Below are 14,942 nucleotides of genomic sequence, written 5' to 3'. Positions count from 1 at the left end.
AGAACTCCGTGCAGTTCTACCTCGGCCGAACCGTTCTACCTCGGCCGAGCAGTTCTACCTCGGCGTCCCCGGGAGCGCCGCTGCCCCACCGGCGCGCACGGGGCCGGCATGGCCGGGCAGCCCCGGTTGGCCGGGCGGCCCCGCCTGGCCGGGCAGCGAGGCGCGGCCGCTGCGGGCGACAGGCGCGCAGCGGCCGCGAACTACTCTTGCCCCATGACCCGCATCCTTTCCGCCGTGGCGTGGCCGTATGCCAACGGGCCGCGTCACATCGGCCACGTGGCCGGCTTCGGTGTGCCCTCCGACGTCTTCTCCCGCTACATGCGCATGGCGGGCCACGACGTCCTGATGGTCTCGGGCACCGACGAGCACGGCACGCCGATCCTCGTCGCGGCGGACGGGGCCGGGGTCACGGCGAAGGAGTTCGCGGACCGGAACAACCGGCTCATCGTCGAGGACCTCGTCGCGCTGGGGCTGAGCTACGACCTGTTCACCCGCACCACCACGCGCAACCACTACGCCGTCGTCCAGGAGATGTTCCGCACCGTGCGGGACAACGGGTACATGGTCGAGCGGACCACGCAGTCCGCGATCAGCCCCTCCACCGGGCGCACGCTGCCGGACCGCTACATCGAGGGCACCTGTCCCATCTGCGGCTACCCTGACGCGCGCGGGGACCAGTGCGACAACTGCGGCAACCAGCTCGACCCGACGGACCTGATCGAACCGCGCAGCAAGATCAACGGCGAGACCCCGGAGTTCGTCGAGACCAACCACTACTTCCTCGACCTGCCGGCGCTCGCGGAGGCGCTGGGGACCTGGCTGGACGGGCGCGCCGCGTCGGGCACCTGGCGGCCCAACGTCATCAAGTTCAGCCAGCACATCCTCGAGGAGATCAAGCCGCGCGCCATGACGCGCGACATCGACTGGGGGATCCCCGTGCCCGGCTGGGAGGACCAGCCCACCAAGCGCCTGTACGTGTGGTTCGACGCCGTCGTCGGCTACCTCTCCGCCTCCGTCGAGTGGGCCCGCCGCACCGGCGACCCCGACGCCTGGCGAAAGTGGTGGAACGAGCCCGAGGCGCTGTCCTACGACTTCATGGGCAAGGACAACATCGTCTTCCACTCCCAGATCTGGCCCGCCGAGCTGCTCGGCTACAACGGCGAGGGGTCGCGGGGCGGGCAGCCGGGCGGGTACGGCCGGCTGAACCTGCCCACCGAGGTGGTCTCCAGCGAGTTCCTCACCATGGAGGGCCGGCAGTTCTCCTCCTCCCGCGGCGTGGTCATCTACGTGCGCGACGTCCTCTCGCGGTACCAGCCCGACGCCCTGCGCTACTTCATCTCCGCCGCCGGCCCGGAGACCCAGGACGCGGACTTCACCTGGGCGGAGTTCGTCCGGCGCACCAACGGCGAGCTCGTCGCCGGGTGGGGCAACCTGGTCAACCGCACGGCGGCGATGATCGCCAAGAACTTCGGCGAGATCCCCACCCCGGGCGAGCCCGAGCCGATCGACGTCGCGCTCACCGACGCCGTCCGCGGCGGCTTCAAAGAAGTGGGCGAGCTCATCGAGGGCCACCGCCAGCGCGCCGCCCTCGCCGAGGTGATGCGCCTCGTGGGCGAGGCGAACACCTACGTCACCCGCACGGAACCGTTCAAGCTCAAGGCGCCCGAGCAGCGCCAGCGGCTCGCCACCGTGCTGCACACCCTCGCCCAGGCCGTCTCGGACCTCAACGTCATGCTCAGCCCCTTCCTGCCGCACTCCGCCAACGCGGTGGACGCCGTGCTGGGCGGGCCGGGCGACGTCGCGCCCATGCCGCGCATCCAGGAGGTGGAGGACCTCGACGGGGGTGGCCCCTACCCGGTGATCACCGGCGACTATGGCCGCGGCGGCCAGGGAGGCTTCCCCGTCTGGGGCTCGCGCCCGGTCACCCCGGGCACCCCCGTGGCCAAGCCGAAGCCGGTGTTCACCAAGCTCGACGAGGACGTCGTGGACGCCGAGCTGGCGCGGCTGCGGCAGGGCTGATGGGGGCGAAGAGGACGCACCGCGGCTGGCCGGAGCCGCCCGGCGCCCTGCCGGCGCCGGTGGTGGACAACCACGCGCACCTGCCGATCCTGGACGGCGACGGCACGCCCGTCGACGAGCTCGACGTCGCCCTGCCGCCGGGCGAGGCGCCGCTGACGACCCAGGAGCAGGTCGCCCGGGCCGCGGAGGCGGGCGTCGCGCGCATCCTCACCGTGGGCTGCGACGTCCCGGCGCTCGCGGGCACGGTGGCCCTGGCGCACGCCCACCCGCAGGTCGCGGCGGCCGTGGGCATCCACCCCAATGAGGCCCCGCTCCACGCCGGGGTCCGCGAGGTGGCCCCGGACGGGCTGGACCCGGCAGTGCGCCCGCACCACCGGCTCAGCCTCGACGAGGCGATCGGGCGGGTGGCCGAGCTGGCCCGCGACCCCCGCGTCGTCGCGGTGGGGGAGAGCGGCCTGGACTTCTTCCGCACCGGCGAGCAGGGCAGGGCGCACCAGGTGCGGGCCTTCCGCGAGCACCTCGCGCTGGCAAAGGAGCTCGGCAAGCCGCTGCAGATCCACGACCGGGACGCGCACGCCGAGGTCGTCGCCACGCTGCTGGCCGACGGCGCCCCCGAGCGGACCGTGTTCCACTGCTTCTCCGGCGACGTCGAGCTCGCCCGCACCTGCGCCGAGCACGGCTGGTACGCGTCCTTCGCCGGCCCCGTCACGTTCAGGGCGAACGACGCCCTGCGTGCCGCGCTGCGCGAGCTGCCGCCCGAGCTGGTGCTGGTCGAGACCGACGCGCCGTACCTAACGCCGATGCCCTTCCGCGGGCATCCCAACGCCTCCTACGTCATGCCGCTGACCGTGCGCACGATCGCCGAGCAGCTGGGGCGGGACCTCGAGGACACCTGCCGGCTGCTGACCGCCAACACGGACGCCGTCTACGGCACCTGGTAGGCGCCGTGCGGCCCGGGCCGCGACCTGTCGCCACGCCCCGGTGTGGACGACCTCACGTCCCCAACATCTGTCGCCCGGGTTTTGTGCTTTGTCACGAATCGGTTACGGTCCATTCCGGACCGTCTCCCTCCCAAGGCAGGACACCTCGTGGCACGACACACCTCCGGGCGCCACAGCGCGCCCAGCACCGCCCCCGCGCCCGTGCTCAGCGCCCCCGCGCCCGGCTCGCGCCGCGCGGCCCGGGAGGCGGAGGCCGCTGCCGGGGTCGCGCCGCGTCCGGGGGCCGTCGGGCCCCTGGGGCTCCCCGTGCCCGCCGTCCACACGCTGCGGGCCGGGGTTCTCGGCGCGGTCGTCGTCGGCACCGGGGCGTTCACCGTCTCGCAGGCGGCCGACACCGCCGAGGCCGCGCCGGGCGAGATCTCCGCCGCCGAGGCGGGCACGCTCGCCTTGCGCGCCGGCGACAGCGTCTCCCGCTCCGAGGCGGCCGGCCGCGCCACGCTCGAGGCCGACGGTGCCCGCACCTTCACGGTCGCCGTCGACGGCGAGACCCACGAGGTCATCACCTCCGCCGCCACCCTCGGCGAGGCGCTGGCAGAGGCCGGCGTCGTCGTCGACGCCGACGACATCGTCTCCGCCCCGCTGTCCGGCGCCGTCCCCGACGGCGGACAGGTCGAGGTCACCCGCGTGACGTCCGAGCACGTCACCGAGGAGACCGTGGAGGAGTTCGCCACGATCGAGAAGGAGGACGACACCCTCCCCGCCGGCGAGCGGAAGGTGCAGACCGAGGGTGTCAACGGCGTCTCGACGAACACCTACACCGTCAAGCGCGCCGCCGACGGCACCGAGATCTCCCGCGAGCTGGCCGCCTCTGTGGTGGCCGCGGTCAAGGTGGACGAGGTCGTGCTCGTCGGCACGAAGGAGGAGCCGGCCCCGACCCCCGTCGCCGCCGCGGCGACCGGGTCGTACACCGGCGGCGACCCCCGGGCGATCGGGCGCGACCTCGCCGCGGCCCGCGGCTGGGGCGCCGACCAGTTCTCGTGCCTGGACCGCCTGTGGACCAAGGAGTCCAACTGGAACGTCTACGCCGACAACCCCACCTCGAGCGCGTACGGCATCCCGCAGGCGCTGCCCGGCTCGAAGATGGCCTCCGCCGGCGCCGACTGGGCCACGAACCCCGCCACCCAGATCACCTGGGGCCTGGGCTACATCGCCGGGCGCTACGGCACCCCGTGCAGCGCCTGGAGCCACTCCCAGAGCGTCGGCTGGTACTGAGCCGCCGCCCTCCGCGCGGCGTCCCCTCGCGCGCGGCCGCACGCCCGACGTGCTCGGGCGGCCGCGCGGGCGACGGCGCGCCCGCCTAGCACCGCGACGGGGCTCGACCCGGCCAGTACACGCCGTATCCGGAAATCGTGAGCCGGAACACGTGGACCGAAGGTCACGATTCGGTTACGGTTCCAGACGGTCCACCTCGGGCCGCGGGCGTCACGCGCCCGGACAGACAGCCGGATCAGACCGGTCGTCGCGCGACGCCCACGGGCGTGCGGCCCCCCGGCCGCGGCGCGGCGTCGCCCTGTGCCCGGACGCTGCGTCGAAGGACCCACGTGAGCGCGAACCACACCACCGACCAATTCGCCACCAACCCCAGCGCCGACGCCGTCGGCCGCAAGCGTCGCCGCCTCCTTCCTTGGCTCGCCCTGGGCATCGTGCCCGTGCTCGTAGCCGGCGGCGCCGCCACCGCCCAGGCCCACAAGAGCGTGGACCTCGAGATCAACGGCCAGACCCACTCCTTCAGCACCTTCGCCGGCTCCGTCGAGGGCCTGCTCGCCGAGCAGGGCATCGTCGTCGGCGAGCACGATTTGCTGGCTCCGGCGCCCGACACCGCCCTGAGCGACGGCGACGACGTGGTGCTGCGCACCGCCCGCCAGGTCACCGTCGAGATCGACGGGCAGGAACGGGAGATCTGGACCACCGCCGCCACCTCCGGCGACGTCGTCAACAGCCTGTTCGCGACGGGCCGCGAGGTCTCCGTGCAGGCGTCCCGGTCGCTCGACGGCGGACGCCAGGCCCTCGGCCTGCCGCTGGTCGTGGACGGCTCCGTGGACGTCGTCGCGGACGGCGCCACCAAGCGCGTCGAGCTCGACGGCGCGGCCTACGTGGCCGACGCCCTCGCCGCGGCCGGCGTGCAGGCCAGCAAGTCCGACCGCGTCGAGGTCCGCTCCGGCGACGACGGCACCGCGCAGGTCGTCGTCACCCGCGTCGTGCGCGCCGAGCGCACGGAGACCGAGCCGGTGGAGTTCCAGCGCGTCGAGCGCGAGGACGCGAACCTCTACGAGGGCGAGAAGAAGGTCGTCCAGGAGGGCGCGCCGGGCGAGCGCACCCGCACGTTCGTCACCGTGACGGTCGACGGGCAGGAGGTGAGCGCCGAGCAGACCCACGAGGAGGTCACCACCGCGCCGGTCGACGAGATCGTCGCCGTGGGCGCCAAGGAGCGCCCGGCGCCCGCCCCGGCCCCGAAGGCCGCCCCGAAGGCCGCCCCGAAGGCCGCCGGTGGCGGCTCGACGGCGGCGCCCGCGCCCGCCCCCGCCGCCACGACCGGCGGGGACGTGTGGGCCCGGCTCGCGCAGTGCGAGTCCGGCGGCAACCCCAGGGCGGTCAGCGCCAACGGGCTGTACTACGGCCTGTACCAGTTCTCCGTCAGCACCTGGCAGTCCGTGGGCGGCTCGGGCCTGCCCTCCGACGCCTCGCCCGCCGAGCAGACCCAGCGCGCCCAGGCGCTCCAGGCCCGCTCGGGCTGGGGCCAGTGGCCGGCCTGCGCCAAGAAGCTCGGCCTGCTCTGAGCGGAGCCCGGACCACCCGCCGGCCGCGGCCGGCACCGCGCGCGGGGCCTCACGGACGTGAGGCCCCGCGCGCGCCGTTAGGCTCGGGGCCGTGACCCACGACGCCCCGCCAGCCACCGGCCTGCTCGGAGCGGCCGACGTGCGGCGTCTCGCCGAGGCCCTGGGCGTGCGGCCCACCAAGACCCTCGGGCAGAACTTCGTGCACGACGCCGGGACCGTCCGCCGCATCGCGCGCGCCGCCGACGTGCAGCCCGGCGACGTCGTCCTGGAGGTGGGCCCCGGCCTGGGCTCCCTGACGCTGGCGCTGCTGGAGGCCGGCGCGCACGTCGTCGCCGTCGAGATCGACCCGCCGCTGGCCCAGGCGCTGCCCGCCACCGTGGCCGCGCGCATGCCCCAGGCGGCGGAGCGCCTGGCCGTGCTGCGCGCCGACGCCATGACCGTCGCGGGCCCCGGCGACCTGCCGGCACCGCCCGCCCTGGCCCCGGCCGGCGCCGTGGCCCCGGCCAAGCTCGTCGCCAACCTGCCGTACAACGTCGCCGTGCCGGTGCTGCTGAACCTCCTCGAGCGGCTGCCCAGCCTGGCCGAGGTGCTCGTCATGGTCCAGGCCGAGGTCGCCGACCGCATCGCCGCCCCGCCCGGCTCGCGCACCTACGGCGTGCCGTCCGTCAAGGCCGCCTGGTACGCGGCGGCCGCCCGCGCCGGCACCGTGTCGCGGTCGGTCTTCTGGCCGGTGCCCAACGTCGACTCCGCCCTCGTGCGCCTCACCCGCCGTGAGCCGCCCGCCTCCGCCGCCGGCCGGGAGGCCACCTTCGCCGTCGTCGACGCCGCCTTCGCGCAGCGCCGCAAGACGCTGCGGGCGGCGCTGACGGGCTGGGCGGGCAGCCCGGCGGCCGCCGAGGAGGCGGTGCGCGCGGCCGGGCTCGACCCGGGCCTGCGCGGGGAGCGGCTGACCGTCGAGGACTTCGCCCGCATCGCCGAGCACCGCCCGGCGGGCGCCCCCGGGGGTACCTCTGGCACGCTGAGCCGGTGACACCGTCCAAGGTCCAGGTTCGCGCGCCGGGCAAGATCAACCTTGCGCTGCGGGCGGGACCGCCGGGCCGCGACGGCTACCACCCGCTCTCGACGCTGTTCCAGGCCGTCTCCCTCTACGAGGACGTGGTGGCGCGCCCGGCCGAGGACATCACGCTGGAGATCCGGGGTCGCGGCACGGACCTGCCCACCGACGCGACCAACCTGGCCGTGCGGGCCGCCAGCCTGCTGCGCGAGACCAGCGGGGTGGAGGCGGGCGTCCACCTCACCCTGACGAAGCAGGTGCCGGTGGCCGGCGGCATGGCCGGCGGGTCCGCCGACGCCGCCGCGACGCTGCTCGCCTGCGACCAGCTGTGGGGCACCGGCCTGGGCCGCGAGGAGCTGGTCGAGCTGGCCGCCGAGCTCGGCGCCGACGTGCCGTTCGCGCTCACCGGGATGTCGGCGATGGGCGTCGGCCGCGGCGATCTGCTCACGCCCGTCATGAGCCGCGGCACCTACCACTGGGTGCTGGCGGTGCAGCAGGAGGGCCTGTCCACCCCGGCGGTCTTCCGCCAGATGGACGAGCTGCGCGGGCACGGCCGCCCGCGGGAGGGCTCGGCGACGGCGGGCCGGGCGCCTCGTGCCGAGCGTTCGACGACGGCCGGCGCGGCTCCCGGCGGCGTCGTGGGCGCCGCGGGCGGCGGCGCTGCCGGTGGTGCGGGCACGGCGGCCGGCGCGCCGATCGCCGGTGTGACGCAGCTGCCGACCCCCGGGGGTGCGGGTGGTGCGGGCTCGGGACGGGCCAGCGCGCCGGCCGCGGAGGCGGCGCCCCCGATCGGCCCCGAGCTGCTCTCCGCGCTGCTCTCGGCCGACCCCCTGGTCCTGGCCCGCCATCTCACCAACGACCTGGAGGAGGCGGCGCTCGAGCTGCGCCCCGAGCTCGGCGACGTCCTGGCGGCGGCCGACCGCGCGGGCGCCCTGGGGGCCGTGGTCTCCGGCTCCGGCCCGACCGTGGCGGCCCTCGCCATGGACGCCCCGCACGCCCTCAGCGTGGCGGACGTGATGCGGGCGGCCGACGTGGCCGCCGAGATCCTCACGGTCACCGGGCCGGTGCCGGGCGCGCGCGTGCTCGAGCACGTCCACACGCGGCGCTGACCCACCGGTGGGCGCCGGGCCGGCGGCCGACGTCGGGAGCCGGCGGTCGGCCGGTCGTGACCGGGCGCCGACGTGCCGCCCGCTGACGCGGACGCTGCCCCAGGGCCCGGCGGGCCGCGTGACATGGGTGACAGCCGCCGCCCCGTTGCGGCGCGCGCCGCCTGGGCCTGGGAAGATGGACGCCATGTCTGTTCGGTGCGGTGACCGCTAGTGGCACACCTGCTCGGGGCCGAGGGCCTGCGCCTCGTCGTCGGCTCCCGCCCGCTGCTCGACGACGTCACGCTCGGCCTGGACGACGGCATGCGCGTCGGCGTGCTCGGCCGCAACGGCGCCGGGAAGTCCTCCCTGCTCGGGCTCCTCGCCGGGCGGGTCGAGCCCGACGCCGGCCGGGTCACCCGCGCGGGCGGCACCCGCGTCGTCGCCCTCGACCAGGCCGACGCGCTGCCGGCGGGGACGGCCGTGCGCGACGTCGTCCACCCCGGCGTGGCCGACCACGTGTGGGCCTCCCAGGCGGCCGTGCGCGACATCCACGAAGGGCTGCTCGCCGACGTGAGCCTCGACGCCGACGTCGCCACGCTCTCCGGCGGCCAGCGCCGCCGCGTGGCGCTCGCCCGGGTGCTCACCCAGCCGGCGGAGGTGCTCATCCTGGACGAGCCCACGAACCACCTCGACGTCGAGGGCGTGGACTGGCTCGCCCGGCACCTGAACGACCGGTACGCCCGCGGCAGCGGCGCACTCGTCGTGGTCACCCACGACCGCTGGTTCCTCGACGCGGTGTGCACCAAGGTGTGGGAGGTCGTTCCCGGCCACGACGGTCCCGCGGGCCGCGCCCCTGTGGCCGGGCACGTGGAGACCTACGACGGCGGCTACGCCGCCTACGTGCTGGCGCGCGCCGAGCGCGACCGCACCGCCGCCGTCGCCGCCGAGAAGCGGGAGAACCTGCTGCGCAAGGAGCTGGCCTGGCTGCGCCGCGGCGCGCCCGCCCGCACGTCCAAGCCCAAGTTCCGGCTCGACGCCGCCGCCACCCTGATCGCCGACGAGCCGCCGCCGCGCGACAGCCTCGCGCTCACGCGCCTGGCGACGGCCCGGCTCGGCAAGGACGTCCTCGACCTCGAGGACGTCACGGTGACGTACCCGCTGCGGCCCGGCGAGGCCGGCGCAGGGGACGGCGCGACCGTGCGCACGGTGCTCGACCACGTGACCTGGCGCCTGGCGCCGGGGGAGCGGGTGGGCATCGTCGGCGTCAACGGCGCCGGCAAGTCCACCCTGCTCCGGCTGCTCGCCGGCACGCAGCAGCCGACCTCCGGCCGCGTCAAGCGCGGCAAGACCGTCCAGGTCTCCCAGCTGTCCCAGGAAACGCAGGAGCTCGACGCCGTCGCGGACCTGCGGGTGGCCGAGGCCGTGGAGGAGGTCAAGGGCCGCGTGGAGGTGGGCGGCAAGGAGCTCACCGCGGGCCAGCTGGTCGAGCGGCTCGGGTTCACCCGGGAGCGGGCGTGGACGCCGGTGGCCGACCTCTCGGGCGGCGAGCGGCGGCGGCTGCAGCTGCTGCGCCTGCTGGTGGCCGAGCCGAACGTGCTGCTGCTGGACGAGCCGACCAACGACCTGGACACCGACACCCTCGCGGCCGTCGAGGACCTGCTCGACGGCTGGCCGGGCACGCTCGTGGTGGTCTCGCACGACCGGTACCTGCTCGAGCGCGTCACCGACCACCAGGTGGCCCTGCTCGGCGACGGCAAGGTGCGCGGGCTGCCCGGCGGCATCGACCAGTACCTGGAGCTGCGCCGGGAGCGCGAGGCCCAGGTGCCCGCCCGGGCGGCCGGTGGCGCGTCGGGCGGGGCCGGTGCGGGCGGTGCCGGCCCGGCGTCCGCGGCGGGCGCGGGCTCTGACGCCGGCGCGGCGTCCGCCGCGGGCGCCGCGGCGCCGGCCGTGAGCCCCGCCGAGCAGCGCGCGGCCCGCAAGGAGATGGCCCGGCTCGAGCGTCAGCTCGCCAGGCTCACCGCGCGCATCGAGACGCTGCACGCCGAGCTGGCGGCCGCCTCGGCAGATCCGGGGCGGGTGCCCGAGCTGCCCGGGCTGGCCGAGCAGTCGCGGGCGGCGGAGGAGGAGCACGCCGCGCTGGAGGAGGAGTGGCTGGCCGCCGCCGAGGTGGCCGAGGCCTGACTCAGGCGCCCTCGAAGGGCAGCAGGAGGGTGCGCAGCAGGTCGCGGAGCTGGGCGCGCTCACCCGGGTCGAGGGCGGCGAGCAGCTCGCGCTCGCTGTTGAGCAGCGCCGACATCGCGGCGTCGACCCGGGCCTTGCCCTCGGGCGTCAGGCGCACCTTGACCACCCGCCGGTCGGTGCTGTCGCCCGCGCGGACCACCAGGCCGTGGGCCACCATGCGGTCGATGCGGTTGGTCATGGTGCCCGAGGAGACGAGCGTCTCGGCGATGAGCCGGCCGGGCGTGAGCTCGTAGGGCTCCCCGGCCCGGCGCAGGGCGGAGAGCACGTCGAACTCCCACGGCTCCACGCCGTGCTCGGTGAACGCGTCGCGCCGGGCGAGGTCGAGGTGGCGGGCGAGCCGGGAGACGCGGGAGAAGACGTGCAGCGGCATGGGCTGCAGGTCCGGACGCTCGCGCTGCCAGGCCGCGACGATGCGGTCCACCTCGTCCTGCGCGCCGTCGCGGGCAGGGGGCTCCACGCCGTCGGGGCGCCCCCTCGGCTCCGCTGCGCTCATCCTCCGAGATTACTCGACATCGAGATACCGTCGGCGGAGGCGGGGCCCGCGCGTCCGTAGGGAGAGGCATGTCCGAGAACCGTCCTGCGGGCCGGGGCGGTGGCACGATCCGGCTCGTCGGTTGTGCCGGCGACACAGATCCGCTGCGTCCCGGGTGTGCTCGGCGCACCGCCGGGGCAGTGCTCGGGGACGGGCTGACGTCTCGGGGAGGAGTTGACGTCTCGCGGGAGGGCGGGGAGGGGGTCAGGGCTTGTCGAGGGAGCCCAGCTGGGGATCGCGCTCGAGGCCCTTCAGGCCGTTCCAGGCCAGGTTGACGATGTGCGCGGCGACCTCGGTCTTCTTCGGGTGACGGGCCTCCAGCCACCACTGACCGGTCAGGGCGATGAGGCCGACCAGCATCTGCGCGTACATGGGCGCCGCCGCCGGGTCGAGCCGCCGGGCCCGGAACTGCTCGGCGAGCAGGTGCTCCACCTGCGTGGCCACGTCGCCGATGAGCGAGGAGAACGTGCCGGTCGCCTGCGCGACGGGGGAGTCGCGCACCAGGATCCGGAAGCCGTCCGTGTTGGCCTCGATGTAGTCCAGCAGCGCCAGGGCCGCCCGCTCGACGACGATCTTGGGGTGACCGCCGGAGCTCAGCTGCTCGGTGAGCATGCCCAGCAGGCGCTGCACCTCGCGGTCGACGACGACGGCGTAGATGCCCTCCTTGCCGCCGAAGTGCTCGTACACCACCGGCTTGGAGACCTTCGCCCGGGCGGCGATCTCCTCCACGGACGTGCCCTCGAACCCCTTCTCGGCGAAGAGTGCGCGGCTCACCGCGACCAGCTGCTCGCGCCGCTCGCTGCCGGTCATGCGGACGCGGGTCGCGCGTCTGTTCTCCAAGGCCACGGCCCCATCATGCCGTGCCGCCCCCGGCAGGCCGCCGCCGCCGGCAGCCCGCAGCCCCCCGGCAGGCCGCCGCCCGCGGCGGCACCGCGGCGCTTTTCGGCACCCGCGCCACGGGCTGGCACACTGGATGGGCGCACGCGCGCGTTCCGCCCTGGTGTAACGGCAGCACGCAGGCCTTTGGTGCCTTGCGGTCCGGGTTCGAATCCTGGGGGCGGAGCCGGACCCGGCGGGCCGGGTGTCGTTGGTCACCTGCCGGGCGGCGGAGCGGCCTGCTGGCCCCGGGGCGCCATGGCCCCGCACCCGGGCGCGTCGCGGCGCGGGGCTAGAGTGGACGCTGCACGACGCCCGGAACGAGGCCGGGCGGTGATCCCCGAGGGAGCCGGCGTGAGCCTGACTCGTCCCGCTGCAGTCGTCGTTCTTGCCGCAGGCGAGGGCACCCGGATGAGGTCGCGCACCCCCAAGGTGCTGCACCGGATCGGGGGACGCAGCCTGCTGGGCCACGCGCTCACCGCCGCCCGGGGCGTCGACCCGGCACGGCTGGCCGTCGTCGTGCGCCACGAGCGCGACCGGGTCGCCGAGCACGCGCTTGCCGTCGACCCCGACGCGCTCGTCGTGGACCAGGACGAGGTGCCCGGCACCGGACGTGCCGTCTCCTGCGCGCTCGGCGCCCTGGATGCCGCGGTGCGCGGCGCCTCCGTGGCGGACGGCGGCGACGAGCGGCGCGCGCTCGAGGGGGCGGTGCTCGTCATGGCGGGCGACACCCCGCTGCTCGACGCCGGCACGCTGGCCGAGCTGCTCCGCGCGCACACCGAGGACGGCAACGCCGTCACGGTCCTGACCACCACCGTCGCCGACCCCTACGGCTACGGCCGCGTGCTGCGCGAGGGCGGCGCCGTCGTCGGGATCGTGGAGGAGCGCGACGCCACCGAGGAGCAGCGCGCGATCACGGAGATCAACACCTCCACCTACGTCTTCGACGCCGCCGTGCTGCGCGAGGCCCTGGGCGCCGTCGGCCAGGACAACGACCAGGGCGAGGTGTACCTCACCGACGTCGTCGCGCTCGCCCACCGCCGGGGACTCCCCGTGCGCGCCATCTCCGTCGACGACTCCGTGCTCGTCGAGGGCGTCAACGACCGGGTGCAGCTCGCCGCGCTCGGCGCCGAGCTCAACCGCCGCACCCTCGAGCGGTGGATGCGCGAGGGCGTGACCGTCGTCGACCCGGGCAGCACCTGGGTCGACGTCGACGTCGAGCTCGCCCGCGACGTCACCCTGCTGCCCGGCACGCAGCTGCACGGGGCCACGACCGTCGGCGAGGGCGCCACCGTCGGCCCGGACACCACGCTCACCGACGTGCGCGTCGGCGCCGGCGCGTCCGTGGTGCGCACGCACGGGTCCGGTGCGGTCATCGAGGACGGCGCCTCCGTGGGCCCCTTCGCCTACCTGCGCCCCGGCGCGCACCTGGGCGCCGCGGGCAAGATCGGCACCTTCGTCGAGGTCAAGAACGCCCAGATCGGCGCCGGCGCGAAGGTGCCGCACCTGACCTACGTGGGCGACGCCGAGATCGGCGAGGGCACGAACATCGGCGCCTCCTCCGTGTTCGTCAACTACGACGGCGTGGCCAAGCACCGCACCCGGATCGGCGCGCACGCCCGCACCGGCTCGGACAACATGTTCGTCGCCCCGGTCACCGTGGGCGACGGCGCCTACACCGGCGCCGGCACCACCGTGCGCGAGGACGTCCCGCCGGGCGCGCTGGCGATCAGCGGCGGGCCGCAGCGCAACATCGAGGGCTGGGTCCTGCGCCGCCGGCCGGGCACGGACTCCGCCGCGGCGGCCGCCCGGGCGCTCGGCACCGACGCGCCCGCCGGGCAGGGCCAGGACGGCGCGGCGGAGCAGCCGGGCACGGGCTCGCCGGAGCAGGTGCAGGACGGGGCGCCGGTGCAGCCGGCGCTGGCCGGCCTGTCCGAGCAGGCGCTGGCCGAACGCGCCCGCGCCGTGCCCGAGATCAGCACGCCCCGCGACCACCAGGTCCCGGGAACCACCGCAGAAGGGGACACCAACCGATGACGGGGATCATCACCTCCGGCGAGAAGCGACTCGTGCTGGTCAGCGGGCGGGCGCACCCCGAGCTCGCCGCCGACGTCGCGCGCTGCCTCGACATCGAGCTGCTGCCGACCACGGCCTACGACTTCGCCAACGGTGAGATCTACGTCCGGTTCAACGAGTCCGTCCGCGGCTCGGACGTGTTCGTGCTGCAGTCGCACACCACGCCGATCAACCAGTGGCTCATGGAGCAGCTGCTCATGGTCGACGCGCTCAAGCGCGGCTCCGCCAAGCGGATCACCGTGGTGGCGCCCTTCTATCCCTACGCCCGCCAGGACAAGAAGCACCGCGGGCGCGAGCCGATCTCCGCGCGCCTGGTCGCCGACCTGTTCAAGACGGCCGGCGCCGACCGGCTGCTCAGCATCGACCTGCACGCGGCGCAGTCCCAGGGCTTCTTCGACGGACCGGTGGACCACCTGTGGGCCATGCCGATCCTCACCGACTACGTCCGCAGCCGCATCGACACCGGCAACGCCGCGATGGTCTCGCCCGACGCCGGGCGCATCCGGGTGGCCGAGCAGTGGGCCGCGCGTCTCGGCGGCGTGCCGCTGGCGTTCGTGCACAAGACCCGCGACATCACCCGGCCCAACCAGGCCGTGGCCAACCGGGTGGTCGGCGACGTCAAGGGGAAGACCGCGGTGCTGGTGGACGACCTCATCGACACCGGCGGCACCATCTCGGAGGCCGTCAAGGTGGTGCTGGCCGCCGGGGCGTCCGACGTCATCGTGGCCGCCACCCACGGCGTGCTCTCCGACCCGGCCGCGCAGCGGCTCAGCGAGTCCGGCGCGCGCGAGGTGATCGTCACCGACACCCTGCCCATCCCGCCGGAGAAGCGGTTCCCGCAGCTGACCGTGCTGCCGATCGCCCCGCTGCTGGGGCGGGCCATCCGTGAGGTCTTCGACGACGGCTCCGTGACGTCGCTGTTCGACGGGAACGCCTGACCCTGCTCCAGGGGCGCCTCGGCCTGCTCCAGGGGTGCCCCGGCCGGGAACGGCCGGGGCACCCTTGCGTGCTCGGGCGCCACTCCCGGCCGGCATGATGAGCGCCCCCAGCACGCCCCGGGCCGGCATGGCCAGCACGCCCCGGGCCGGCATGGCCAGCACGCCCGCGCGTCCGAACGCGGTCCGCTCACGGGTCGGTGCGCACGCACATCGACAGCTATAGCTCGAAGTGACTGCCACAGAACGCGTTGATCGCCACTGCTGTGGCTGCCGCACTCGACGAGTCTTGTGGCGGTGGATGGGCGCCTTCGCGGACGGAACACGGACCCACGGAGCGCTC

At 75.4% G+C, this 14,942-nt stretch carries 11 protein-coding genes and 1 tRNA gene; 10 read left to right on the top strand and 2 right to left on the bottom strand.

The genetic code is table 11. From position 1 onward, the window contains the following. Positions 1–213 precede the first annotated feature (213 nt). The 7 genes from metG (at position 214) to ACF0H8_RS17985 (ending at position 10,120) form a co-directional block, all read left to right on the top strand. Positions 214–2,019: a methionine--tRNA ligase gene (gene metG / locus ACF0H8_RS18015; protein WP_395290249.1), complete on the top strand. Its 1,806-nt coding sequence runs from the start codon at positions 214–216 to the stop codon at positions 2,017–2,019. Further along, positions 2,019–2,960 carry a TatD family hydrolase gene (locus ACF0H8_RS18010; protein WP_395290248.1) on the top strand — a complete coding sequence of 314 codons (942 nt, stop codon included), beginning with the start codon at positions 2,019–2,021 and terminating at the stop codon, positions 2,958–2,960. Before metG ends, ACF0H8_RS18010 begins: the two co-directional genes overlap by 1 nt. 147 nt (positions 2,961–3,107) lie before the next feature. After that, positions 3,108–4,232 (top strand): G5 domain-containing protein, encoded by a 1,125-nt coding sequence (locus ACF0H8_RS18005; protein ID WP_395290247.1) that lies wholly within the window; start codon positions 3,108–3,110, stop codon positions 4,230–4,232. Positions 4,233–4,561: 329 nt separating this feature from the next. Continuing rightward, the gene (locus ACF0H8_RS18000; protein ID WP_395290246.1) at positions 4,562–5,797 is read left to right on the top strand and encodes a ubiquitin-like domain-containing protein; all 1,236 of its coding nucleotides are present in this window, start codon (positions 4,562–4,564) and stop codon (positions 5,795–5,797) included. A gap of 91 nt (positions 5,798–5,888) precedes the next feature. Beyond that, positions 5,889–6,827 (top strand): 16S rRNA (adenine(1518)-N(6)/adenine(1519)-N(6))-dimethyltransferase RsmA, encoded by a 939-nt coding sequence (rsmA, locus tag ACF0H8_RS17995; protein ID WP_395290245.1) that lies wholly within the window; start codon positions 5,889–5,891, stop codon positions 6,825–6,827. Beyond that, positions 6,824–7,960, top strand: coding sequence for a 4-(cytidine 5'-diphospho)-2-C-methyl-D-erythritol kinase (gene ispE, locus ACF0H8_RS17990; RefSeq protein ID WP_395290244.1), 1,137 nt, complete (start codon positions 6,824–6,826; stop codon positions 7,958–7,960). The genes rsmA and ispE overlap by 4 nt, the downstream gene beginning before the upstream one ends. A 210-nt stretch (positions 7,961–8,170) precedes the next feature. Further along, positions 8,171–10,120, top strand: a complete 1,950-nt coding sequence (locus ACF0H8_RS17985) for an ABC-F family ATP-binding cassette domain-containing protein (protein ID WP_395290243.1) — start codon at positions 8,171–8,173, stop codon at positions 10,118–10,120. A gap of 1 nt (position 10,121) precedes the next feature. Here the strand turns inward: ACF0H8_RS17985 and ACF0H8_RS17980 are convergent, their stop codons facing one another. After that, positions 10,122–10,673: a MarR family winged helix-turn-helix transcriptional regulator gene (locus ACF0H8_RS17980; protein WP_395290242.1), complete on the bottom strand. Its 552-nt coding sequence runs from the start codon at positions 10,671–10,673 to the stop codon at positions 10,122–10,124. Between the two features lie 243 nt (positions 10,674–10,916). Continuing rightward, positions 10,917–11,522, bottom strand: a complete 606-nt coding sequence (locus ACF0H8_RS17975; RefSeq protein WP_395290241.1) for a TetR/AcrR family transcriptional regulator — start codon at positions 11,520–11,522, stop codon at positions 10,917–10,919. A gap of 181 nt (positions 11,523–11,703) precedes the next feature. Between ACF0H8_RS17975 and ACF0H8_RS17970 the strand changes: the two genes are divergently transcribed. The 3 genes from ACF0H8_RS17970 to ACF0H8_RS17960 all read left to right on the top strand — a co-directional run bounded on the left by ACF0H8_RS17970 (position 11,704) and on the right by ACF0H8_RS17960 (position 14,602). Beyond that, positions 11,704–11,775: transfer RNA gene (locus ACF0H8_RS17970), tRNA-Gln, on the top strand. A 167-nt stretch (positions 11,776–11,942) separates the two neighbouring features. After that, positions 11,943–13,625 carry a bifunctional UDP-N-acetylglucosamine diphosphorylase/glucosamine-1-phosphate N-acetyltransferase GlmU gene (gene glmU, locus ACF0H8_RS17965; protein ID WP_395290240.1) on the top strand — a complete coding sequence of 561 codons (1,683 nt, stop codon included), beginning with the start codon at positions 11,943–11,945 and terminating at the stop codon, positions 13,623–13,625. Beyond that, positions 13,622–14,602, top strand: coding sequence for a ribose-phosphate diphosphokinase (locus ACF0H8_RS17960; RefSeq protein ID WP_395290239.1), 981 nt, complete (start codon positions 13,622–13,624; stop codon positions 14,600–14,602). Before glmU ends, ACF0H8_RS17960 begins: the two co-directional genes overlap by 4 nt. The last annotated feature ends 340 nt before the right edge of the window (positions 14,603–14,942 follow it).

It is taken from the genome of Georgenia sp. AZ-5 (genome assembly GCF_043952095.1).
Lineage (GTDB): Bacteria > Actinomycetota > Actinomycetes > Actinomycetales > Actinomycetaceae > Georgenia.
Note: the sequence above shows the minus strand (reverse complement) of the source record. Positions and strands in the feature narration are given on the sequence as shown.

Coding starts and splice junctions, on each gene's coding strand:
- ACF0H8_RS17975 (WP_395290241.1), bottom strand. CDS start 11,522: ATGACCGGCAGCGAGCGGCGCGAGCAGCTGGTCGCGGTGAGCCGCGCA.
- ACF0H8_RS17960 (WP_395290239.1), top strand. CDS start 13,622: ATGACGGGGATCATCACCTCCGGCGAGAAGCGACTCGTGCTGGTCAGC.
- metG (WP_395290249.1), top strand. CDS start 214: ATGACCCGCATCCTTTCCGCCGTGGCGTGGCCGTATGCCAACGGGCCG.
- ACF0H8_RS17980 (WP_395290242.1), bottom strand. CDS start 10,673: ATGAGCGCAGCGGAGCCGAGGGGGCGCCCCGACGGCGTGGAGCCCCCT.
- ACF0H8_RS18010 (WP_395290248.1), top strand. CDS start 2,019: ATGGGGGCGAAGAGGACGCACCGCGGCTGGCCGGAGCCGCCCGGCGCC.